This window comes from Robiginitalea sp. SC105 (assembly GCF_014243345.1).
Taxonomy (GTDB): domain Bacteria; phylum Bacteroidota; class Bacteroidia; order Flavobacteriales; family Flavobacteriaceae; genus Robiginitalea.
This window is the reverse complement of sequence record NZ_JACLZF010000002.1, coordinates 901,923-925,393: the sequence shown is the minus strand read 5'-3', so window position 1 is coordinate 925,393 and position 23,471 is coordinate 901,923. Positions and strand designations below refer to the sequence as shown.

Annotated in this window: 15 protein-coding genes; 9 read left to right on the top strand and 6 right to left on the bottom strand. The window is 57.4% G+C overall.

Annotated elements, in window-relative coordinates; all coding sequences use genetic code 11:
* Positions 1 to 5: 5 nt before the first annotated feature.
* The 4 genes from H7F20_RS13200 (at position 6) to H7F20_RS13185 (ending at position 4,386) form a co-directional block, all read left to right on the top strand.
* Positions 6 to 647 (top strand): DUF4159 domain-containing protein, encoded by a 642-nt coding sequence (locus H7F20_RS13200; RefSeq protein ID WP_185786638.1) that lies wholly within the window; start codon positions 6 to 8, stop codon positions 645 to 647.
* A gap of 5 nt (positions 648 to 652) precedes the next feature.
* Positions 653 to 1,753, top strand: a complete 1,101-nt coding sequence (locus tag H7F20_RS13195) for an AI-2E family transporter (RefSeq protein WP_185786637.1) — start codon at positions 653 to 655, stop codon at positions 1,751 to 1,753.
* Positions 1,754 to 1,826: 73 nt separating this feature from the next.
* Positions 1,827 to 2,936, top strand: coding sequence for a class I SAM-dependent methyltransferase (locus tag H7F20_RS13190; RefSeq protein ID WP_255444097.1), 1,110 nt, complete (start codon positions 1,827 to 1,829; stop codon positions 2,934 to 2,936).
* A gap of 82 nt (positions 2,937 to 3,018) precedes the next feature.
* A complete protein-coding gene (locus tag H7F20_RS13185) occupies positions 3,019 to 4,386 on the top strand; it encodes a Gfo/Idh/MocA family protein (protein WP_185786635.1) in 1,368 nt (455 codons plus the stop codon).
* 8 nt (positions 4,387 to 4,394) lie between these two features.
* Here H7F20_RS13185 and H7F20_RS13180 read toward each other — a convergent pair whose 3' ends face one another.
* Positions 4,395 to 5,315, bottom strand: a complete 921-nt coding sequence (locus tag H7F20_RS13180; RefSeq protein WP_185786634.1) for an alpha/beta hydrolase — start codon at positions 5,313 to 5,315, stop codon at positions 4,395 to 4,397.
* A gap of 22 nt (positions 5,316 to 5,337) precedes the next feature.
* Entirely contained in the window at positions 5,338 to 6,204 is an 867-nt protein-coding gene (locus tag H7F20_RS13175; RefSeq protein WP_185786633.1) for a M15 family metallopeptidase, read from the bottom strand.
* A 102-nt stretch (positions 6,205 to 6,306) separates the two neighbouring features.
* Here H7F20_RS13175 and H7F20_RS13170 point away from each other — a divergent pair, with 102 nt between their 5' ends.
* The gene (locus H7F20_RS13170; RefSeq protein WP_185786632.1) at positions 6,307 to 7,422 is read left to right on the top strand and encodes a glycoside hydrolase family 130 protein; all 1,116 of its coding nucleotides are present in this window, start codon (positions 6,307 to 6,309) and stop codon (positions 7,420 to 7,422) included.
* An 11-nt stretch (positions 7,423 to 7,433) separates the two neighbouring features.
* Entirely contained in the window at positions 7,434 to 9,209 is a 1,776-nt protein-coding gene (locus tag H7F20_RS13165; protein ID WP_185786631.1) for an arylsulfatase, read from the top strand.
* Here the strand turns inward: H7F20_RS13165 and H7F20_RS13160 are convergent.
* Entirely contained in the window at positions 9,206 to 10,045 is an 840-nt protein-coding gene (locus H7F20_RS13160; protein WP_185786630.1) for a sugar phosphate isomerase/epimerase, read from the bottom strand. The genes H7F20_RS13165 and H7F20_RS13160 overlap by 4 nt on opposite strands.
* A gap of 381 nt (positions 10,046 to 10,426) precedes the next feature.
* On the opposite strand from H7F20_RS13160, the gene H7F20_RS13155 reads away from it, so the two are divergent.
* The 3 genes from H7F20_RS13155 to H7F20_RS13145 all read left to right on the top strand — a co-directional run bounded on the left by H7F20_RS13155 (position 10,427) and on the right by H7F20_RS13145 (position 19,175).
* Positions 10,427 to 13,672, top strand: a complete 3,246-nt coding sequence (locus H7F20_RS13155; protein ID WP_370588509.1) for a SusC/RagA family TonB-linked outer membrane protein — start codon at positions 10,427 to 10,429, stop codon at positions 13,670 to 13,672.
* 58 nt (positions 13,673 to 13,730) lie between these two features.
* Positions 13,731 to 15,488 (top strand): RagB/SusD family nutrient uptake outer membrane protein, encoded by a 1,758-nt coding sequence (locus tag H7F20_RS13150; RefSeq protein WP_185786628.1) that lies wholly within the window; start codon positions 13,731 to 13,733, stop codon positions 15,486 to 15,488.
* Between the two features lie 111 nt (positions 15,489 to 15,599).
* The gene (locus tag H7F20_RS13145; protein ID WP_185786627.1) at positions 15,600 to 19,175 is read left to right on the top strand and encodes an FG-GAP-like repeat-containing protein; all 3,576 of its coding nucleotides are present in this window, start codon (positions 15,600 to 15,602) and stop codon (positions 19,173 to 19,175) included.
* 104 nt (positions 19,176 to 19,279) lie between these two features.
* On the opposite strand, the gene H7F20_RS13140 is transcribed toward H7F20_RS13145, so the two are convergent.
* The 3 genes from H7F20_RS13140 to H7F20_RS13130 form a co-directional block, all read right to left on the bottom strand.
* Entirely contained in the window at positions 19,280 to 20,008 is a 729-nt protein-coding gene (locus H7F20_RS13140) for a PHB depolymerase family esterase (protein WP_185786626.1), read from the bottom strand.
* Positions 20,009 to 20,111: 103 nt separating this feature from the next.
* Complete coding sequence (locus tag H7F20_RS13135; protein WP_185786625.1) at positions 20,112 to 21,734, bottom strand: carboxylesterase/lipase family protein; 1,623 nt, start codon at positions 21,732 to 21,734, stop codon at positions 20,112 to 20,114.
* On the bottom strand, positions 21,691 to 23,295 hold the full coding sequence (locus H7F20_RS13130) for a carboxylesterase/lipase family protein (RefSeq protein WP_255444095.1): 1,605 nt from the start codon (positions 23,293 to 23,295) through the stop codon (positions 21,691 to 21,693). Before H7F20_RS13130 ends, H7F20_RS13135 begins: the two co-directional genes overlap by 44 nt.
* Between the last annotated feature and the right edge of the window lie 176 nt (positions 23,296 to 23,471).

Sequence of the window (23,471 nt, the reverse complement as noted above, 5' to 3'; positions counted from 1 at the left end):
AAGACATGAAAAAACTGGCCATCTTGCTGATAATGGGAGTCGCCTGCAACGGTTTTGCACAGGAAATCGCCGTCCTCAAATACCGGGGCGGGGGCGACTGGTATGCGAATCCTACCGCCCTGCCCAACCTCATCCGTTTCTGCAATTCGCAGATCGGAACGGACCTGGAAACCTCACCGGGCACGGTAGCCGCAGACAGCCCGGCCCTGTTTCAGTATCCCTTCCTGCACATGACGGGGCACGGCAATGTCCTTTTTTCCGGGGAAGAGGCCGAAAATATCCGCACCTACCTCCTCAGCGGGGGCTTCCTGCATATCGACGACAATTACGGCATGGCGGAATACCTCCAGAAGGAACTCCCCAAGATTTTCCCGGACAAGGAATTGCAGGAACTGGGGGCCGACCACCCGATTTTCCGGCAACCTTTCAGTTTTCCGGAGGGCCTGCCGAAAATCCATGAACACGACGGGAAACGGCCGCAGGCATTCGGTTATTTCCACGAGGGGCGACTGGTGCTCCTGTTTACTGTAGAGTCGGACCTCGGGGATGGATGGGAGGAGCCCGAAGTCCACAACGATCCGGAGGAAGTCCGGCGCAAAGCCTTGCAAATGGGCGCAAACATCGTGAATTACGCATTTAAAAACTGATCGGCATGGATGCTAAAACCCTGGCCAATGGAATTTTAAGGGCCGTCTTTATTCTGGCGGGCATCGTGCTTACCCTTTACTTCCTATACCTGATCCGCTCGGTAATCGCCTATGTACTGATCGCCGCGGTCATTGCGCTTATGGGCAGGCCGGTGGTGCTCTTCCTCAGGCAAAGGCTGAAGTTTCCCAATACCCTGGCCGTTGTGACCGTGGTCCTGCTGATGCTGGGCCTGCTGGCGGGGATCGGTTCCCTGTTTATCCCCCTGATCACTGAGCAGGGCCGGAACCTGTCCCTGTTGGACATGGATGCGCTGCAACAGGACCTGAACAACCTGTATGACGAAATCACGACCTATCTTGGGGCCTCCCCTGGGTCCATAGACGCTATGATTCAGAGGTCGGATATTGAGAAAAATGTGCTGGAAGGCCTGGATGTCGGCTTTATCCCCGACATGCTCAATTCCATCGTCGGGGTGCTGAGCAATCTGAGCATCGGGCTTTTTTCGGTCCTGTTTATCGCCTTCTTCTTCCTCAAGGACAGCCGCCTGTTCCAGAACAGCCTGATGATAGTGGTCCCTGACAACAAGGAGGGAAAAATGCTTCATTCCCTGGAAAAAATCAAGGGCTTGCTATCGCGATACTTTGTCGGGCTCCTCGGCCAGATCTTCGTCCTGTTCGTCATCTACACCATCCTGCTGCTGCTGGTGGGCATCGAAGACGCGGTGGTCATCGCCTTCCTTTGTGCCCTGTTCAATATCATCCCTTACATCGGCCCGATCATCGGGGGGGTGGTCATGATCGTGCTGACCATGACCAGCAGCCTGGGTGCCGACTTCAGTTCGGTTATCCTCCCGAATGTGGGCTGGGTACTGCTCGGGCTGGGCATCGGTCAGCTGGTGGATAACTTCTTTTCCCAACCGGTTATTTTCTCCAACAGCGTGCGCTCCCACCCGCTGGAAATTTTCCTGATCATCATCATTGTCGGCTTGCTTTTCGGGGTCCTGGGGATGATCGTTGCCGTACCCGGATACACTGCTTTAAAGGTGATTTTAAAGGAATTCCTGGCCGAAAACAAGATCGTCCAGCGACTGACCAAAAATTTATAGGTATACTTTGAATAAGTATATTTTAAATACTGGTGTACAGGATTTTATTCTAAAAAATAAGGCTACTGACATTTTGTCAATTGCCCTCAAACCCAGCCCGTTTGACTGGGTTTCTCCCCAGGAACTCGCCCAGCAGCTTTCAGGCCGGAAAAAGGCCCGCGAAAAACTTCCCTCCTGGCATGAAACACCGGGCATCTATTACCCCCCAGGGCTCAATCTGGAGCAGGCCTCTTCAGAGCAAACCGCCGCCTATAAAGCCGGCCTGGTTTCCGGGGAGTGGCTGGTGGACCTCACCGGGGGATTCGGGGTGGACAGCACTTTTTTTGCCCGCCGGGTAAACCGGGTAGAATACTGTGAGATCGACCCGGAACTGGCCCTGATAGCCGCACATAATTTCCAGGTACTCGGGGCCACAAACGTCAGGGTGCATGCCGTCGACGGCCTGGAATACATCCGCATGATGGAAGGGCATGCCAACCGGCCGTCCTGGATCTATGCGGACCCCTCCCGACGGCATCAGACAAAGGGGAAGGTAATCCGCCTGGAGGACTATACGCCGGAAATTCCCCAAAACCTGGACCTGCTGTTGCAGGCCACCGACAACCTGCTGCTGAAAACCGCCCCCATGCTCGATATCCGGGCCGGCCTTGCCTCCCTGGAATTTGTGCGGGAAGTGCATGTGGTGGCCTGGAACAACGAAGTGCGGGAATTGCTGTGGATCCTGCAAAAAGGGTTTTCCGGGGAGCCCCGGATCAAAGCCCTTGACCTGGCTGACGGCATGCCTCCCTTCACCTTTACCCTGGCCGAGGAGGCTGCGTCGGTTTCGCGAACCACCCCCCTGGCGAAGTACCTCTACGAACCGGGGGCAGCCCTGCTCAAAGCCGGTGCCTTCAAACTGGTGGGCGACCATTATGAGTTGGGTAAATTGCACCGGCACACCCACTTATACACCTCCGATGCGCTCATCCCCTTTCCGGGAAGGCGCTTCAGGGTCCTGCGCTCCCTTCCCTATAAACCGGGTCGCCTCCCCTTTCGCAAAGGCCATGTAAACAGCCGGAATTTCCCGGAAGACGTGGCGAAGATCCGCAAGCGCAACCGGATCCGAAGCGGGGGGGATACCTACCTGTTTTTTATCCGCCTGCACGACGAATCCCTGCAGGTGGTTGAGGCGAAGGCCGTATAAGGAGTATTTCATATATTTAGAAACCAGCCAGGATAAGCTTTTAACCATCTGACCAATTAACCAATTGACCAACCCGCAACCTATGGAACCACATTTCAACATCAACAGGAGGAATTTCGTCAAAAGCGCATCGGCCGTTGCCCTGCTATCCAGCATGGGCGCCTACGGCATGGACCTTATTTACCGTGACAAGCCCTGGAAAGTAGGCCTGATCGGCACCGGGTGGTACGGCAAGATGGACCTCTGGCGGCTCATGCAGGTGGCCCCCGTGGAAGTGGTAGCCCTTTGCGATGTGGACCGGCATATGCTGGAGGAAGCTGCCCGCCTCACCTCCCAGCGACCCGAATTCAAGGGCAAACCCCGCCTATTCAGCGATTACCGCAAGATGCTGGCGGAAACGGAAATGGATATCGTCCTGATCGGCACCCCCGACCACTGGCATGCGCTTACGGCCATAGAGGCGATGAAGCAGGGCGCCCATGTCTACCTGCAGAAACCCATCAGCGTGGATGTGCTCGAAGGGGAGGCAATCCTGGCTGCCGCCCGGCAATACGGCCGCACCGTGCAGGTGGGCACCCAGCGCCGCAGCACGCCCCACCTGCAGGAGGCGAAGAAAAAGTTTATCGACACCGGGATGCTGGGAAAAATCGGGCATGTGGAAATCTGCTGCTACTACCATATGCGGGCAGACGGGAACCCACCCCTTCAGGAAGTTCCGGATTTCTTTGATTACGAACTCTGGACGGGGCCCGCACCCAAACGGCCCTATGACGGGTTGCCGCACCGGCGCTGGTGGCGGACCTTCATGGAATACGGCAATGGGATCATGGGCGATATGTGCGTACACATGCTCGACACCGTCCGGTGGATGCTGGACCTGCGCTGGCCCAACCGGATAACTTCCCACGGCGGGATCTATGTGCAGACCGGCGGGAAATCCAACATTACCGACACCCAGTCCGCAGTATTCGAATACGACGATTTTGAGGTCCACTGGCAGCATCGCAGCTGGGGCACCCCGCCCGACCCGGAATACCCGTGGGCCTTTAAGATCTACGGGGAAAAAGGGACCCTTGCCGGCAGTGTGATGCAGTACGATTTTATCCCAGCAGGCGACGCCCCGACCATCCACGGGGATGTGCTGTACGAACGGGAAAAATACCCCGGCGATGCCCAGGAGCCCGACATCGAGCTACACGCGGTTCCGGCGACACGCCGGCATATGCTGGATTTCCTTGCTTCCATCGAAAACAACACCCGCCCCTTTTCGGATATTGAGGAAGGCCACATCTCCTCGGCCAGTTGTATCCTGGCCAACCTGTCCCAAAAACTGGGTCGCTCCCTGCAATACGACCCGGTACAAAAAGTGATCCCCGGGGATGCTGCTGCCACCGCCTTGCTGAAACGCGCCTACCGGGAAGGTTGGGAGCACCCGTTTAAACAGGCCTAGGCAAGCAGTTAATCAAGCTGTTCCAGCCAGGATAGAAGTTGCCCGGTCCATCCGGCGAGGTACGGCCTGTCGGCCGCAAGCGAAAACCCGTGCCCACCTTCGGGATAAAGGTGCATGCTTGCAGGGATTTTATGGTCGAGCAGCGCCTGGTAGTACCTCAGGCTGTTGGCGACGGGAACCGCCTGGTCATCTGCCGCATGCAACAGGAAGGCCGGGGGCGTCCCGGGCCCTACCTGTTCGTCTGCCGAGTATTTGGAAATCAGGGCCTCCGATGGGTTTTCGCCCAGCAGGGCACGCCGGGAGCCGCTATGTCCAACTTCTTCCCGGAAGGAGATCACCGGGTAGACCAGGATGGAAAAATCGGGCCGGGCACTCAGGCTGTCCAGCTGATCCACCGGGTTATAGACCCGTTCGCCGTAACGGGTACTGAGACTGGCTGCCAGGTGCCCCCCTGCCGAAAAGCCCATCACCCCGATCCGGTCGGGATCCACGCCCCAGTCCAATGCATTTGACCGTATGAGCCGCAAAGCCCGCTGGGCGTCGCTCAGGGGAACCTGTCCGGGCTGGCTCTGCGATGAGGCCGAAGGGAGCCGGTATTTCAGGACAACGGCCACAAGGCCCTGCCCGCTCAGCAACCTGCCATAGGCGGATCCCTCCCAGTCGTAGGCCAGTATCTGGTAGCCCCCGCCGGGCAGGATCAGTACGGCCTGACGCCCCTTCGCATCGCCCTCCGGCAAATACACTTCCATATCCGGGACCTGCACCTTGCTGATCCGCAGGATGTCCCCCTGTTCCCTCACTTCGGTTTCCCCTGAGGGGATGCGGTGTGCCACCTCCCCCACCGGCCAGATATCCAGCCGCAGGTCCTGGGCAGCGCAACCTGCGGCCGCCATCAGGGAAATCCCCAATATCACTGTTCTTTTTACCATACTACCGTTCTTTTAACCATGGCTAACTCTTTTCGTTTCTGTCACAGGGCCACCTGAAATCCGCAACCGGGTCGTTGGTGGCCGTGCGGAGGTTGTAATGCCACCACTCCGTCCGTATGGACCAGAATCCATGGGATTCCATAGTCTCTTTCAGCACCCTCCGGTGCTCCAGTACCGCTTCGGGGAGATCGGTGTGGTCGTGATGGGCCCTCGGGCCAAAATAATCAAAGTCCGTCCCCATGTCCAGAGGTGCGCCATCCAGGGTTTCCAGGGTGATGTCCACGGCCCCGCCTTTGTTGTGGATGGAACCCTTTACCGGGTTGGCCACATACTGGGGGTTTGGCACCAGCTCCCACATTTTGTACTGCACCGAATTGGGCCGGTAACAATCAAAGAACCGGATGCGATACCCGAGGCTGCGGAATTCCCGGTTGGCATCCAGCAGGGCACGAGCTGTCTTAACCCGCGTATAACACTCCCCGCAAGGGTAGACCGCTTCTTCCAGGAAGTTGTTATTGGTGGCGTAGCGCAAATCGTAGGAGAAACCGTCGCTGTAATCCGCCAGTCGGATGAAGGCCGTGTCCGGAAGGCTTTCCAATGAAGGGGGTTTCGGGATGCCCGCCCGCCCGGTCCGATCCCCGGCGGACCCCCCGGGGTCCTCTCCGGTGCCCGAGGATCCTGCTGCATACCCGTCTTTCCCTGCCTCCGGAGAACCGGTGCGGTTTGTGGAATCTGCCAGGTCCGATGCCACGGCCTCCGTGCGTCCCGGGGGCAATGCCCCGGATTCTGATTGCCGCCCATCCTTTCCGCCCCCGCGGCAGGCACACAAAACTATCAGGAAAATCGATATCGAGCAGATCGCAGGCAAGCCCGCATTTGGTTTGTCCATGGACATTGGGTTTGGGATAAATATACTGAAATCCATTCCGGTGGATTTCCCGCCACCTTCCGATTTTATTGGTCGTATATTTAGCCGTAAATCGATTTCGGCATGAAGCAACTCATTAGAAGACGCCTCTTTGCGCTCCCCCTGGCCTTACTGCTGGGGCTCCCCTGTTTGCTCACCGCACAGGACCCCTGGCTGCTAGGGTTTGTGAAGCCCCCGGAGAACCCGATCCTCCAACCCGATTCCACGGCGGTCTTTTTCTGCCCGATGGCCGGGCGGGAAGTCCGCTGGCAGCAGGCCGATGTATTCAACCCCGGGGCCGTGGTACGGAATGATACGGTTTTCCTGCTTTTCAGGGCCGAAGACAACCCGGATGCCCGTCTGGGGGAGCGCACTTCGCGGATCGGCCTGGCATGGAGTACGGATGGCATCCGGTTTACCCGCTACAAGGACCCCGTGCTTTACCCGGAACCCGGGGTCCAAAGCCGTTGGGATTTCCCGGGCGGCGTGGAAGACCCCAGGGTGGTGGAACTCGAAGACGGCAACTACCTGATGCTCTACACCAGCTGGAACCGGGAGACGGCGCGCCTTTCAAGTGCCACCTCCCCGGACCTGATAAACTGGGTAAAGCACGGGCCGGTTTTTGAGGATGCCCACAATGGCGCTTTCCTGGACCACTGGAGCAAATCCGGCTCCGTGGTTACCGAATTGCGGGACGGGCGGCTGATTGCCAAAAAAATTGACGGCAAATACTATATGTACTGGGGGGAACTCTTTGTAAATGTGGCCACCTCCACCGACGGCAGGGACTGGATGCCCCTGACCGATGACAACGGGGACCTGCTGAAACCGTTCCTGCCGACCACGGGCAGCTTTGACAGCCACCTGACAGAACCCGGGCCGCCGGCGCTTTACACCGATGCGGGGATCCTCCTCCTCTACAATGGGAAAAACCTCAGTGGGGAAGGTGCCGGGGCCGAAACCCCGGAAGGCAGCTACTGTGGCGGACAGGTCCTGTTCAGCCGGGAGGACCCCGCCGTATTCCTGGAACGGCTGGATACGCCTTTTATCTGTCCGAGCCTGCCGCATGAAATCAGCGGACAGTACCAGGCAGGCACCACCTTTATCGAAGGGCTGGTCTATTTCAGGGATCGCTGGTACCTGTATTACGGCACGGCAGACTCCATGGTTGGGGTGGCCATCCGGGAAACCGGGAACTAAACTTCCGTAAGATGTTACGCAAACCCTTATTCCTGTTCTGCATCCCCTTCCTGGCCCTGCTTTTGCCGGGATGTGAAAACCATCCTTCACCTGCCACCCAAACTCCCCCGAACATCCTGATTGTACTTACCGATGACCAGGGATGGGGCGATCTCGGCATCCACGGGAATACCAATATCCGTACCCCGTTCCTGGATTCCCTTGCGCGATCGGGTACACGCTTTGCGAATTTTTATGTCCAGCCCGTGTGCTCCCCTACCCGCGCGGAATTGCTGACAGGGCGCTATGCCTCAAGCCTTGGAGTCTACAGCACTTCGGCTGGTGGCGAAAGGATGGATCCGGATGTCCCTACCCTGGGAAGCATTTTCCAGAATGCCGGCTACCGTACCGGGCTTTTCGGCAAATGGCATAACGGCTCCCAGCCCCCCTACCATCCCAATTTTCGCGGTTTCGGTGAATTCTACGGTTTTGCTTCCGGTCACTGGGCGCACTATTTCAGCCCGGAACTTGAACGCAACGGGGAATTCGTCCGGGGCCATGGCTACCTGGCAGACGACCTGACCGACCAGGTCATCGCATTCACTACGCAGCCGGACCCGCGGCCCTTCCTGGCTGTCCTGAGCCTGAATACCCCGCACAGTCCCATGCAGGTCCCTGAACCCTATTGGGCAAGACTAAAACAGCGGCCAATCAGCCTGAGGCACCGGGATCCCGAGGCGGAGGATACGCTGTTTACAAGGGCTGCCCTGGCTATGGTGGAAAACATCGATACGAACGTGGGGAGGGTGCTGTCAGCGCTTCGGGAACAAAACCTTCAAAACAATACGCTCGTCGTCTTCCTGTCGGACAACGGCCCGAACAGCTATCGCTGGAATGGCGGGATGAAAGGCCGCAAGGGCAGCACGGACGAAGGTGGGGTCAGATCTCCCCTGATTGTAAGCTGGCCCGGGCATATCCCGGAGGGGCAACTGCTGCGGAGCGTCGGGGCCGGGGTGGATCTGTTGCCCACACTTGCAGCCCTGGCCGGCGTATCCTTGCCAACCGGGGTCCGGTTGGACGGGTTTGACCTGAGTGCAGGAATCACCGGCACCGGGGCTGAAAACCGCCCCGGGTTGATCTTCAACCATTGGAACGGCAAAACAAGCGTTCGCTCCCAGCGGTTCCGCCTGGATGCGGAAAACCAATTGTACGATATCGAAAATGACCCGGGCCAACAGGAGGATGTCAGCACACGGTTTCCAAAAATGCACGACTCGCTTTTGCGCGCCAGGAATCGTTGGTTGCTTGAAAACGTATCGGAAACAAACACGCAACGCCCCTTTACGCTGGGCTACCCGGGATCTGGACAAACCGTTTTACCCGCAAGGGATGCAACCGCAGGCAGTCCGGTCAGGCGCAGCAACCGGTTTCCCAACGCATCCTACATGACCGGGTGGGACCGGGAAGCGGGCGGGATCAGCTGGCCTGTGGAGCTGCTTTCCGAAGGCACTTTTGAAGTAACCGCCTATTATGCCTGTACCGAAGCGACCGCAGGCACCCGGCTGTGGATGACCACCCGAACGGATTCCGTGGGACGCACCATCGAAACGGCATTTGAAAGTGAAGCATACGGCATGGAACAGGACCGGGTGCCGCGTATCGAATCCTACGCAAAGGATTTCAGGCCACTCCCCCTGGGGCAAATCGGGCTGTCGCCGGGAAGGGATACCATCCGGCTGCATGCGGGGCCTTTTGCCCCCGGGGCGAATCTGGAGATCCAGCGTTTGGTTTTCCGCCGGATGGACTAATCCTTCAGCCCCCTCAGGAATTCCAGGCTCAGGGGGACCTGCTCCAGGACCCGGGAGGATTCATCTTCTATGAACATATACCGGATACCGAGTTCGGCACCGCGCCTTACCACGGCAGCCACATCGATCTGCCCGGTCCCGAGCACCACGTTGGTCTCCACATCCTCATGCCCGGTCAGGTTGCCGGAAACTCCTTGTTCCATGTCCTTGAGGTGCATCAGGACAAACTTGTCCGGGTAGCGGTTCAGCAGCTCCAGGGGGTCTGCCCCCCCGTGGTACACCCAGTAGATGTCCATTTCAAAATCATAGTAGTCGGCCCGGGCCGCCATCAGGTCAAAGAGCGTGCCCTCCCCGTGGGGCCGGAACTCGTATCCGTGCGCATGATACGCCAGTTGCAGGCCAGCTTCCTCCAGGATCCGGCCGGCACGGTTGAAAACCCCTATCGCCCTTTCGGCATCCTCCAAATGGAATTCGTCCCCCTTGTGGGGCACCCAGGCGCACATCACATAGGAGGCGCCAAAGGCCCTGGCCTTTTCAATGAGGGCTGCGGGGTCCTTTTCGAGTTCCTCAAAGGAGGCGCCCACACTACTGGTCTTCAGTCCGTATTTTTCAAGGAGCTCGAGGAATTCTTCCCGGGGCATGCCGTATGTGCCGCCACCCTCTATATAGGTAATCCCCCAATCCCGGATCTGGGCAAGGGACCCTTCGACGTCCTCGCTGAATTGATTCCTCAGACTGTACAATTGCAGACCAAATTCCTGGGACCAGGCCCGGGTACTCCCCGCAAGGAGAAAGCAGCCGGCCACAATCAGGAGTAAACAGATTCTTTTTAACATTTTCTTGGCAGTTTTGTTTAACGATTGGTTTTAGTCGGATTGGTCACGGCCTGCAAATTATGAGCGGCTTCCAACCCGGAAAGGTGAAAATACGGAATTTCGATATCCCCAATATAGCCTTCCTGATTTTAACATATTAGAAGTTTTTTGATAAAAAAACCGGGTACCCCTCGGATTGTTCGCCCGTTTTTTAGTAATATTAACACTGTTTTTGGGTTTTTTTAACGTTCAAGCGAAAACGTTTTCGGCTCAAGCTCGAATTAATCAAGTGTAAATCAAACATTTAACTAACTTAACAACTTAAACATTATGATTCGAAGCGCTGATTGGAATTCGAAGAAAATCAACACATCTGTGGGTGTTTTCTTAGGATTCATTTTGATGTTCTCATGTTTAGGAATTCAGTCGTTGCGCGCAAATTCCAAAACATCGACTAAAGCAGAGGTACCTATTCAGAATGTAGTTACGGGTACTATTGTCGATTCCTTTGGAGTTCCGCTGCCAGGTGCCAACGTTGTGGTGCAGGGTACAACCCGGGGAACCCAGACGGATTTCGACGGGAACTTTTCCATCGAGGCAGACGGCAATGCCGTCCTCGTGGTAAGTTACCTCGGGTATGTGACGCAGAATGTCCCGGTGAACGGACGTTCTTCGATCAACATTACCATGGCCGAGGATTCACAAGCCCTTGACGAGGTGATCGTCACCGGGTATACCACGGAAACCAAACGGGAAACCACTGCGGCCGTTTCTATCGTAAAAGCCGAGGAACTGGCAGCCATCCCTTCTGGTAACGTGGAGCAGCAGCTCGCCGGACGGGTTGCGGGTGTAACCGTTGTAACCAACGGACAGCCCGGTACCGCCAGCCAGATCCGTGTACGCGGATTCGGGGCCTTCGGGGGTAACGAACCGCTTTACGTGGTAGACGGGGTGCCGATCAACGACATCTCCTTCCTGAACCCGGACGACATCGAGACCACCACGGTTCTTAAGGATGCCGCTGCAGCCTCCATCTATGGGGCGCGTGCCGCCAACGGGGTGATCGTATACACCACCAAGCCCGGCAGAAGGGACAGGAAAACCGAAATCAACATTAATATACAGACTGGGGTCACCGACCCGAACGTAGCCGGCTCCCCTGCCATGCTGAACCCTCAGCAAATGGCAGAGTATACCCACATCGGGTATCGGAACAACGCCGCTGCAACAGGGACCACCCCCCAGTACACCCACCCGCAATACGGGAACCAGGCCACGCCTACCTTCCCGGATTACCTGCACGCGGATGGCCAGAACGGTGTTTCTGCCAGTGATATTGACCTGGCACAGATCCGCGCCAATTACGAGGCCGATCCGGAAAACGTGTTCCTGATCCGCCCGAACCTGCGGGGTACCAACTGGTACAAGGAAATCACCCGCCTGGCTCCGGCCACGCGGATCAGTCTTGGCTTTAACGGCGGAACCGAAAACGGCCGCTTTTATGTGGGCCTTGGTCTGCAGTCACTGGATGGGGTACTGCTCGAGAACGAGCAGGACCGGGTTACCGCCCGTTTCAACTCCGAATTTGACCTGACACCCTGGTTGGTGATCGGTGAGAATTTCCAGGCTACCTATAACTCCGTCCGCGGACAGACAGGTGGCAACGGCGGTCTGGGTATCGCCAACGACGAGTCCGAAATCCTCTCCGCCTACCGGATGCCTACCATCCTGCCGGTGTTTGATGAATTCGGAAGCTATGCCTCCACCCGTGCCGCCGGTTTCAACAACCCGCGGAACCCGGTTCGCCGTCTGGTACAGGACCGCGGCAACGACCAGGCATTCAGCGTGAGCGCGTTTGGTAACATCTACGCCGCCCTGACCCCGATCGAAGGCCTGACCATCCGGACCAGCCTCGGGGGTAGCTATTACAACTTTACCAACAGGGATTACAACTACCGCTACCTGGGGGATTCCGAGCCGCAAGCGAGTTTCAGCTTTAACGAGGGCTCCGAATACGGCTTCCAGTGGATCTGGACCAATACCGTTAATTATAACCAGACCTTCGGCAAGCACGGGATCAAGGTTATCGCTGGTATCGAAGCCATCGAGGGGGCAGCAACGCCTACCACCGCAGCCCGCGGCCGCCGGATCCAGGGATCGGGTATCAACCCCTTCTCCACGGATTTGGACTACGTAAACCTGCAGACGGTTACCAGCCCTGTGGTACAGAGCTTTATCCGCAAAGGGGTGAACTTCAGCTCCCTCTTCGGGAAACTGGACTACAACTTCGACGAGAAGTATTATGTGACCGGGGTAATCCGGCGTGATGGTTCCTCCGTATTCGGGGAGAACAACCGCTACGGTACCTTCCCCGCGGTTTCCGGTGCATGGCGGATAATTGCCGAGCCCTTTATGGAAAACCAGAACATCTTCCAGGACCTGAAGGTCCGCGGGGGATGGGGACAGATGGGTAACTCCAACAACGTGAACCCGGCCAACCAGTTCTCTCTGGCTGCCCTGGATATCGGAAACACCATCTACCCCATCGATGGCCAGAACAGCGGTGCCAACGAAGGATTTGCCACTTCCCGTATCGGTAACCCCGATGCAAAGTGGGAGACTTCCACCACGCTGAACATCGGTTTTGATGCGACCATCCTGAACAACCACGTGGACATCATCCTCGACTGGTGGAAGAAGGATACTGAAGACCTCCTGTTCCAGGTCCCCCTGCCGGGTGTGACCGGAGCCTATGCAGCTGCTCCCTCCCGTAACGTTGGGGCCATGCTGAACCAGGGGGTTGATTTCCAGATCATCGGCCGGGGCAACCTGTCCGAAGACCTGTACTTCACCGTTACCCTGAACAACTCCTTCCTCAAGAACGAGGTCGTGCGGTTTGCCGAAGGCATTGAATTCCTGGACGGCCCGGGTTACCGGGGGATTTTCCCGACCCGGAACCAGGTGGGACGTCCCCTGTCTTCTTTCTTTGGCTACCAGGTGACCGGCTACTTTAACAGCCAGGCAGAGGTAGATGCCGCGCCAACCCAGGACGGGGCAGGCGTCGGACGCTTCCGCTATGCGGATATCAACGGCGACGGGGCCATTACCCCGGACGACCGTACCTACCTGGGAGACCCGGTACCGGAATACAGCGGTGGTGCGGTGATCAACCTGCAGTACAAGCAACTGACATTCGAAACGTACTGGAACTGGGTTGCCGGAGTTGAAATCTTCAACCAGGGCAAATGGTTCCGGGATTTCTTCGGCACCTTTGAAGGATCTGCAAAAGGCGTGAATGCCCTGCGTTCCTGGACCCCGGAACTGGGTAACAATGCGGCTGCGCCGATCTGGGAAAGCGCCTCCAACCTGTCTACCAGCGGGGCATCCAACAGCTGGTACGTAGAGAGCGGGGATTATATCCGCCTCCAGCGTATTGCCCTGCTTTGGAACTTTGGAGATGACGTACTGAATTCCCTCGGATTGAAGAAATTCGAATTCGGTTTGTCTGCAAACAACGTCTGGACCATCACCAAATACAGCGGACTGGATCCGGTGGTTGGTGGGGATGCCGATACCACCTTTGGTGTGGACGTCGGTAACTACCCGGTTACGCCCTCATACCTGTTTAATATAAACATTGGACTATAATTCAATAAGAATGAGGAAGATGAAAAGAAATATTTTGAATATATTTGGAAAAAAAGTTATGAAAACAAACAAGATCATTGCATCGCTGCTAGCTGCCGGGCTCTTAACGCTCGGGGCGTGTAGCGACGAATTCCTGGAAGTCCCGCCGGCGAACTCGCTGGGGGATGCCCAGTTACAAACCAAGGACGGGGTTGAAGGCCTGCTGATTGGCACCTATGCGGCGCTGAACGGGGTTTTCGGCAACCGTTTTGAAGGGCCCAACCACTGGGTGACCGGATCCATCCTGGGCGGGGACGCCAACAAGGGTACCGATGCGGGGGATTACTCCACCATCAACCCGGTACAGCGTTTTGACCACGATGCCACCCAGGGCGACCTGAACTCCCTCTGGAACGGCCGTTACGAAGGTGTGAGCCGGGCCAACAATGTGGTTAAGACGGCCACCGCCATTCAGGAAAACCTGTCTGCAGCGGATTTCGCCCGGATCACCGGAGAGGCCCGGATGCTGCGCGCACATTTCTACTTTGACCTGAAGAAGCACTTCAACAACATCCCGGTCTTTGACGAAACCGTACCGGCTACAGAAGTGCCGCTGGTTCCCAACAACGGGGATGCCTGGGCATTTATCGAAGCGGACTTGCAGTACGCCTATGACAACATGCCGGGCACCAACTCCGCCGGTCGCGTCAACAAGTGGGCTGCCGCCGCCCTGATGGGCAAGGCACTCCTCTATCAGGGGAAATTTGCAGCCGCGAAAAGCTGGTTTGACGACGTAATCGCCAACGGGACTACCCCGACTGGGGAAAAATATGCGCTCCTGGACGATTACCAGCAAATTTTCAATGCGGAATTCGACAACCATGCGGAAGCCGTATTTGATGTGGAAGCTGCGAACAATACCGGTAGCACCCAGAACGCCAATTATTTCGACGACCTGAACTACCCGTACAACACCGGCCCCGACGGACCGGGTAACTGCTGCGGGTTCTTCCAGCCGAGTATCGACCTGGCGAACCACTTCCGGACTACCAATGCCGGCCTGCCGCTGTTGGATTACTCCTTCAGCAACCCGGCCAACGAGGTAGCCAACATTTACCGCCACGTCTTCCAGGACGGGCAGGATGAAGGCACCTTCGTGGAAGATGCCGGACCCCTGGATCCCCGGATCGACTGGTCTATCGGACGTAAGGGTATCCCTTACCTGGATTGGATCGAGCACCCGGGTTCTGCATGGATCCGTAGCTTCCCGTATGCCGGGCCCTATTCTCCCAAGAAGTACGTGTATTACCGTACGCAGGAGAACAGCCTGACCGACGGTAGCTCCTGGACCCGTGGATACGCGCTTATGAACTATACCATCATCCGTTACGCCGACGTACTGCTGATGGCCGCCGAGGCCGAAGTGGAACTGGGCAACCTTGGAGCCGCACTCGACCTGGTCAACCAGGTGCGTGCCCGCGCTGCCAATTCCCAGTACTGGGTGAAGGAATACGACGATCCGAATGCGAATGCGGCCAACTATGTGATCAGCGAGTATACCGCTGCTGATTTCGGAGATCAGGCAACCGCCCGGAACATCGTTCGCTTTGAGCGGAAACTGGAGCTCTCCGGAGAAGGACACCGCTTCTTTGACCTGGTGCGCTGGGGCGTTGCTGCCGACGAGTTGAATCGCTATTTCAACTATGAAGGCCAGTACCTGGTTACCAAGTTTGGTGGTGCAACCTTCCAGGCTGGCAAGCACGAGTACCAGCCTATCCCGCAGGCGCAGATCGACCTGCAGGGTGGAGATGTTCTCTCTCAGAACCCCGGATGGTAATGACTTACTAACAAGCATTAACGAAAGATTAAAGGCCGCTTTTTAAGCGGCCTTTTTCTTGTGCCTTACCGCGATTTCCCGCATTTTTGTTCCTACTTCAAACAACCCGAAATGAGAACCTTCCCCGTCCTGAGCCTGCTGCTCCTGACCCTCTGCTTTGTCTCCTGTACCGGAGAAAAGCAACCCCCTGCCCTCTTCGAAAGAGTACCTGCTGATGCCTCCGGCATTGCGTTCGAAAACCGGCTCCATGAAAATGACAGTATCAATATCCTCGACAACGAATTTGTATACAACGGCAGCGGCGTGGCCCTGGGGGACCTGAACGGGGATGGGCTGGACGACATCTTCCTGGCCGGCAACCAGGTAAACAACGCCCTCTACCTGAACCAGGGCAAGATGAAATTCAAGGATGTGTCCGATGTTTCAGGTATCGGCAAGCCCGATTCCCTCCTCTGGTCCTCGGGGGTCAGCCTGGTCGACCTGAACCTGGACGGGCAGCTGGACATCTACATCTGCAATACCTTTTACCGGGATTCCACCCAAAGGCGCAACCTGCTTTACGTCCACCAGGGCACGGATGCAGACGGCATCCCGAAATTCCGGGAAGCGGCAGCCGAATACGGCATTGCCGACGACACCTATTCCTCCCACGCCCAGTTCTTCGACTACGACAACGACGGGGACCTGGACTTATTTATCGGGGTCAACCGCATCGAGGGGATCAACCCCTCCGAGTTCCGGCCTAACCAGGACGACGGCACCTCCCTAAGCCGGGACCGGCTCTACGAAAACCGCTGGGATGAGGCCTCGGGGCACCCGCTTTTTGTGGATGTCTCGGATGCAGCGGGGATCCGGTTCCACGGGTACAGCCATAGTACGCTGATTCACGATTTCAACAAGGACGGCTGGATGGATATCTATGTGGCCAATGATTTTTTCAGCAACGACCTGGTCTATATCAATAACCAGGACGGCACCTTTACCAACCGGGCCGGGGATATTTTCAAGCATTTCAGCCTCTCGTCCATGGGAAGCGATTTGGCGGATATCAACAACGACGGGGAGCTGGACCTGTTTACCACGGAGATGCAGCCTTACTACAACAAGCGCAAGAAGCTGTTCCAGGGGCCCAGCAGCTACAACAAGGAAATATTCACCCGCAGGTACGATTACGAATACCAATACGCCCGGAATACGCTGCAGATAGCCAATGGCACCGACCCGGCCACCGGTTTGCCGGTCTATTCGGAAACGGGGATGTTCGCGGGCATACAGGAAACCGATTGGAGCTGGGCGCCGCTCTTCGCGGATTACGACAACGACGGGTGGCAGGACCTGCTGATCACCAACGGGTTCCCGAAAGATGTTACCGACCGGGATTTCGGGGATTTTAGGGTGACAGCCAGCCGCCTGGTCAGCAAGGAGAAGCTCATCGAGGCCATCCCGGAGATCAAGATCCCCAATTTCGCCTTCCGGAACATGTCCAACCTGACCTTCAAGGACGTCACCGAGGAATGGGGGCTGAATTTCGGCACGTTCTCCAACGGGGCCGCCTACGGGGACCTGGACCAGGACGGGGATTTGGACCTGGTGATCAACAACCTGAACGAAAAGGCGCTGCTGCTGGAAAACCACGGCACGGAACTGCATCCCGAACTGGGCTACCTCCGGATCCGGCTCAACGGTACCCGGGAGAATGCCGCCGGCTATGGCAGCATGGTCTCGGTGTATAGCGAAGGGCACGTACAAAAGCTGCAGCTGCTCTCCGGCCGGGGCTACCTTTCCAAACCGGAATCCGTATTGCATTTTGGCCTGGGAACAGCCAAAGCGGCCGATTCGGTGATTGTGCAATGGCCGGACGGGCGCATACAACGGCTCATGGAAGTGCCTGCCGGACAGACCCTCGCGGTGAACTATTCGGAGGCCGGCAACCCGGACCGTCCCACGGACGGATCCAGCCGGAAAGGCTATTTGGTGGAAGCCTCGGACCGGCTGGGCCTGAACAGCCTGATCAGGGACATCGACTTTATCGATTTCAACTTCCAGCGGACCATCCCCCATAAATTTTCCCAGTACGGGCCCTCCCTGGCGACAGGTGACGTCAATGGGGACGGGCTCGCAGACCTGTTTGTAGGGGGAAGCCGCAATTTCCCTGAAAAATGGTTTTTCCAGCAGCCCGACGGCACCTTCCAGGAAAAGGAAGCAAATTACAAGGTACATCCGGAACTGGAAGAGGAGGATACGGCTTCCCTCCTCTTCGATGCAGACGGGGACGGGGACCTGGACCTGTACCTGGCGCGGGGATCCGGCCAGTATGAGGTGGGTGATATAAGGTACCAGGATGTCCTGATGGTGAATGACGGCAAGGGCAACTTTACGCCCAGTACCGGTGGGTTGCCCGAAATGCGGGCCAATTCCTCAGTGGCCAAAGCGGCAGATTTTGACCACGACGGTGACCTGGACCTATTTATCGGCAGCAGGGTGAAGCCCTTTGCCTACCCGACGGCCGACCGCTCCTACATCCTCAGGAACGACAGCGGCCCGCAGGGGATCCGGTTTACGGATGTTACCGGGGAGGTAGCAGAGGGCCTGGAATACGCCGGCCTGATCAGCGATGCCCTCTGGACCGATTTCAACGGGGATTTCTGGCCGGACCTGATCCTGGCCGCCGAATGGAGCCCGCTCCGCTTTTTTGAAAACCGGGACGGCAAGTTGCGGGAAATTACCGGAGCTACCGGCCTGGCCGACGATAAAGGCTGGTGGAACAGCCTGACCCCCGCGGACCTGGATAACGACGGGGACATCGATTATATCGCGGGGAATTCAGGGACCAACATCTACTTCAAGGGTTCCCGGGAGGAGCCCGTACGCATCTATGCGAAGGACCTGGACGACAACGGGATGATTGACCCGCTGATCTCCTATTACCTCCGCGACAGCGCGGGGGTGCGGCGTGAATACCTCTACCACCCCTGGCAGGACGTGGTCAAGCAGTTTTCGGCCATCCGGAAGCGCTTCAACTCCTTCGGGGAATTCGGGGCTTCCACCCTGCCCGAAATGTTTCCCGACGGGCTGCTCAACGATGCCCTGGTCTATGAATTCAATACCATGGACAATTCCTGGATCGAGAACCTTGGCGGCAACCGGTTTGCCCGCCACCCGCTGCCGGTTGCGGTACAGATCGCCCCGGTCTTTGCCACAGCGGCCTCCGATTTCGACCAGGACGGGCGCCTGGATGTGCTCATGGTGGGCAATGACTACGGGATGGAGGTGCAGCAGGGCCGTGCCGACGCCTTTATGGGGATGATGCTGCGAAACACCGACAAGGGTTTCAGCGCACTCCGCACGGACCAGAGCGGCTTTTATGTGCCCGGTGATGGCAAGGCGCTGGTCCGGGTAGCCGGGGCCAATGGCTCCGTTATCTGGGTGGCCTCCCAAAACAATGACCGGCTGAAGGCATTTGAAGACCAGACCCCGGGCCGCATGCTCCCTGTTTCCGATTCAGCAGTCCGCGCGATCGTGAATTTCAGGGACGGCAGCAAACAGGTCCACGAATTTTACTGGGGAAGCGGCTTCCATTCCCAGTCGGGGAGGTTCCTGCAGGTAGTGCCGGGTGTTGAATCCGTGGAGTTTTACGATGGAAGCGGGAAACTGCTGCGGACAGAGACCCTGGAAGGAGGCACCTGATACGCTGGTGCCGGCGGCCGGCATTATTGGTTAATTGGTTATTTGGTTTGAAGGGAATATAGTCCGGACCGGGCAGGCTGCCGGGTCCGCATGCATCAGCCGGATCAGCGATCCGATCGCGACTGGGCTGCAATCCATTCAAAAAGCCCCTCCGTCCGGTAGGCCCGGTCCCAGGAATTGTGGCCAACCCCTTCATAAGCCGTCAATTCAACATCATAACCGATCTGCTGCAGGCGGGCCACCATGCGCTCTGATTCGGAAAATGGGATCACCTCGTCCTCCGTACCGTGGAATACCCGGATGGGCAGGTCCGGGTCAATCCAGGAGGCATAAGGCAAAGGCGCCATGCCACAGACCACCACCAGGGCCGCAAAGGTATCGGGATACTGAACGGCCATTTCCCAGGAGGCCGAGCCGCCCCGGCTCAGGCCGGTCAGGTAGATCCGGTTACGGTCTACCCGGTTGTCCGCCACTACCGAATCCAGCAGCTGTCTGACCGCCCGCACATTCCACCATTGCTTTTTATGGGAGTTATAGGGGGCCAGGATCAAAAATGGGAAGTCATTGCCTTCCAGCAGCATTTTCGGGGGGCCGTTTTCGCGCATCGCCTCCAGGGACTGCCCGGCCTCCCCGCCCCCGTGGAGGAATAACAGGATGCCGAATTCCTCCTCACTTTCATCATAACCCGGCGGGTAATACAGGTAGTACTGCAGGGTCTCCCGGACGGCAGTCTCCTGGGATCCGGCTACCAACCGGCTCTGTGCGGTGCACCCCTGTATCAACAGGAGTACCGGCAGGAATGCAGTCAAAAATCTGGGAAGTGGAACGGGCATTGGAGCTTGGTTTTAAGTTTCGGTTTGGATTGTGTATGGATTGGGCTTCGGGTTTGGGTTTGGGTTTGGGTTTGGGTTCCGTTTAAAATTACCCAATTTCTACTTATCGCGTTCCTGCCCTCCCCAGGGAATCCCAAAGCCCATAGGTTTCCAGGTCAGGAAGGGGCACCTGCCTGATTGCGGTATCGAGCAACTGTACCTGCGGTGCGCCTTCTGTAAAAGGCTCCCAAGGGACCAGGCCGGGGCCATTGGGATCGCCGGTTTTGGCAAAGTTCACCCAGTACGCCGACATGGCTGAGGCCAGTTGCCGGTCTGCAATTTCCCAAGGACGGTCCAGCGTATGGAGGTTGTCATAGGCATAAACGATCTCTCCCGAATGGAATGCACCAAACTGCGTAGCCTTGTCGTATGCAGGCAGGTCCCGGTTAAAATTATAGAGGTACACAGGCTCTCCGGAGGTCCGGGAGTGGTTCTTTGCCCAGGTGAAAACCGGGTATCCAAATGTCTGGTCCCTGCTAAGGCGGCGCTGAGACTCCCTTGCCTGTAGGCTATCTCCTGCCGGGTAGGCCGCTTTAAAATCCGCCTCCATTGGCCCGAAGCGCTCAGGAAAGCCGGAGTGGAATTCGTCCGGGCTCATGGAAGGAAGCCAAACTAGGTCGTCTTTGTTCCAACCGAGCAACAAGGGGACCCTGGCCTGTTCGCCATTCTCATAGGTTACCGTTACCGGATTGGGTACCACCTCCCCATCGATAATGGGTCCCTGGGATCCATTCCGCGCATTCAGGAGTTTTTCTGCAGGCAGGTCCCGGAGTCCTTCGATACCTGTTACGCCCATTTCCGCCTCCAGCTCCCGACCCTGGCTTTCGGCGGTGGCCAGATCAATCCCCGATCCCAGGCCTGTGCTTTGGAAACTGCTTCCGCTTTGGGCAATGGCCCGATGGAAAAGGCCGCGTGCCTCGGGCATTACAGTGAGGTAATTGACGGCAAAGGCGCCGGCCGACTGGCCAGCAATGGTTACTTGTCCAGGGTCACCCCCGAATGCCCGGATATTGTCCCTGACCCATTCCAGCCCAGCCACCATATCGAGCAGCGCATAATTCCCGGAACTTGCCCGCTTACTTTCGGCCGTGAGTTCCGGATGCGCCAGGAAACCAAAGACTCCCACGCGATAATTGATGCTGACAAAGACGACATCCTTACCGGCTACTGCGGATCCGTCGTAGATCGGACAGGCGCTTCCCCCGCTGCGAAATCCACCTCCATAGATATATACCAACACAGGTTTCGGAACCTCCGGCTCCATTTCGGGGGTCCAGACATTGAGATACAGGCAGTCTTCGGAGATCGGTGTTTCAGGAATCAGGAATTCCTCGGACCAGTACATGAACGGCCTCGGGGGACCCTGTACCGGGCTGGGGCCAAATTCGGCGCATTTGCGGATGCCTTCCCATGATGGAGCCGGCTGCGGGGGTTTCCATCGTAAATCCCCTACAGGAGGGGCCGCAAAGGGGATTCCCCTGAAAACCTGCAATCCCTCCCCGGTTTTCACGCCACTAACCATGCCGCTCGAGGTTTGTGCCAGTGGTATGTCGGGATTGCCCTTCTGGCACCGGTTGTGGACCAGAACCATTCCCACCAGTAACAAACTCCCCAGCGCCCGCTGCAGGAGATGGAAACCGGTTTTACTTGTTATAAACCGCATCGTGGATCCTGTAGCGATCGTCATGGGCCGCAGGGACGGACTTGCTCTGGGTGTCGATCACCATGACCGGGGGGTTAGGGTCATCGGCGCCGGCAGCCGGCCAACTGGGCAGGTCGGGGCTATTGGGGTCCCCGTTCATTATAAAATTGGCGAAAAGTGCCTGCATGGTTTCCGAGACCTTATAGTCTTCGGCCGTCCAGGCGTAATCATCCACCAGGTGCAGGTTGCCCATGCAGTACTCGATCTCACAGGCATGGGGGGCGCCAATGGGCTCCGGCATGGCAGGGGCTTCGCTCCCCGCTTCTACGGTGCCTCCGGCCAGTCCGGGCCTCAGGTTGGCGTCCCGGAGCGGGGGGCGGATCTTGCTGTAGAGGTAGCGGTACACCGGCTGGTCGCTGTGTTTGCGGTGCAGGTCAAACCACTTCCAGGTACTGTACGCGATAAACCGGTCCGAAGCCAGTGCCGTGGCCGCGTATTCCACCTCCTTGGGCGTATTGTGCGCATAGGCCTGCAGGACCGCTGCATGGCGCTCCGGATAGACTTCCCGGACTTTTTTCTCAAAATTCTCCGGGGTATAGGGCATCCCCTGCATAAATGCCATGCCGGGGATCTCTGCCGAATTCCACCCAACCAGCAGGGGTACCTGTGCCTGCCCGCCACTTTCAAAGATCTCCGGCAGGCTGGCCGGCAGGAAATAGTTGTCGATGGTCATCGGGAACCCGAAGCGGCCGGATTCGTTGTAGAGTTCGTAGATATCCCGTGTGGGCAGTTTCCGCAATTCGGCAATCGAGGTAATCCCGGCTTGTTTTAAAAAGCCGGCTCCCTGCTCCTCCCCTTCCGAAAGGGGTACCGGGGCCATGGTGGGGTTGATGGATGCCCCGCTTTCGCCAATGGCCCCGGCAATGAGGCCTTTGGACAAGGGTGAGGCCATGAGCGTGCTGACGCCGATGGAACCGGCAGACTCTCCGGCTATGGTCACTTTCGCCGGATCGCCCCCGAAGGCTGCAATATTGTCCCGGACCCATTGCAGGGCCGCCTGCTGATCCAGGGAGCCGTAATTGCCTGATCCCCCGTAAGGGGATTCCGCGCTAAGCTCGGGATGTGCCAGAAAGCCAAAAATGTTCAGGCGATAATTGGTGGTAACGACCACCATGCCCTTTTTAGCCATGCTTTCCCCGTCATACCTGGGTTCCGAAGCATCACCGGCCACATTCCCGCCCCCGTAGAAATACACCAGGACAGGCAACCCGGAGGTATCCCGTTTTGCAGGGGTCCAGATATTCAGGTAGAGGCAATCCTCGCTCACCCCGTCCGACCGGGACTTCATGTCCCCGAATACCCGGGTTTGCATGGGCCGGGGGCCAAATTTCTTTGTAAGTTTCACCCCGTCCCAGGCTTCCATGGGCCGGGGTGCCTTCCACCGGAGCTCCCCTACCGGGGGCTGTGCAAATGGCACCCCGAAATAGGTCTGTATACCTGTATGGGTGTTGTAATTCCCTTCGATAATGCCCTTATCGGTTCGGGCCTGTACCGGGAATGCATTGGTATTCTGGGCATGCAGGCCCATGCCGGCGAGTAATGTCATCAGCAAAAAGATTCCTTGGATTCGCGTGGAGTTTATCATGGTCATCAATTGTGTTAGGAATACACAATATAGGCCGTTTTGCTGAAAAAGGGGCTAAAAACCTGTTACGGATACGCCTCTGGAACCTGGATCGTTGACACCCGGGAGACGCGGGCGGCCCCATGGCGCAAACGGGG

Coding starts and splice junctions, on each gene's coding strand:
- H7F20_RS13165 (WP_185786631.1), top strand. CDS start 7,434: ATGTTACGCAAACCCTTATTCCTGTTCTGCATCCCCTTCCTGGCCCTG.
- H7F20_RS13180 (WP_185786634.1), bottom strand. CDS start 5,315: ATGGTAAAAAGAACAGTGATATTGGGGATTTCCCTGATGGCGGCCGCA.
- H7F20_RS13195 (WP_185786637.1), top strand. CDS start 653: ATGGATGCTAAAACCCTGGCCAATGGAATTTTAAGGGCCGTCTTTATT.
- H7F20_RS13145 (WP_185786627.1), top strand. CDS start 15,600: ATGAGAACCTTCCCCGTCCTGAGCCTGCTGCTCCTGACCCTCTGCTTT.
- H7F20_RS13170 (WP_185786632.1), top strand. CDS start 6,307: ATGAAGCAACTCATTAGAAGACGCCTCTTTGCGCTCCCCCTGGCCTTA.
- H7F20_RS13130 (WP_255444095.1), bottom strand. CDS start 23,295: ATGACATTACTCGCCGGCATGGGCCTGCATGCCCAGAATACCAATGCA.
- H7F20_RS13135 (WP_185786625.1), bottom strand. CDS start 21,734: ATGACGATCGCTACAGGATCCACGATGCGGTTTATAACAAGTAAAACC.
- H7F20_RS13160 (WP_185786630.1), bottom strand. CDS start 10,045: ATGTTAAAAAGAATCTGTTTACTCCTGATTGTGGCCGGCTGCTTTCTC.
- H7F20_RS13155 (WP_370588509.1), top strand. CDS start 10,427: ATGTTCTCATGTTTAGGAATTCAGTCGTTGCGCGCAAATTCCAAAACA.
- H7F20_RS13200 (WP_185786638.1), top strand. CDS start 6: ATGAAAAAACTGGCCATCTTGCTGATAATGGGAGTCGCCTGCAACGGT.
- H7F20_RS13185 (WP_185786635.1), top strand. CDS start 3,019: ATGGAACCACATTTCAACATCAACAGGAGGAATTTCGTCAAAAGCGCA.
- H7F20_RS13140 (WP_185786626.1), bottom strand. CDS start 20,008: ATGCCCGTTCCACTTCCCAGATTTTTGACTGCATTCCTGCCGGTACTC.
- H7F20_RS13175 (WP_185786633.1), bottom strand. CDS start 6,204: ATGGACAAACCAAATGCGGGCTTGCCTGCGATCTGCTCGATATCGATT.
- H7F20_RS13150 (WP_185786628.1), top strand. CDS start 13,731: ATGAAAACAAACAAGATCATTGCATCGCTGCTAGCTGCCGGGCTCTTA.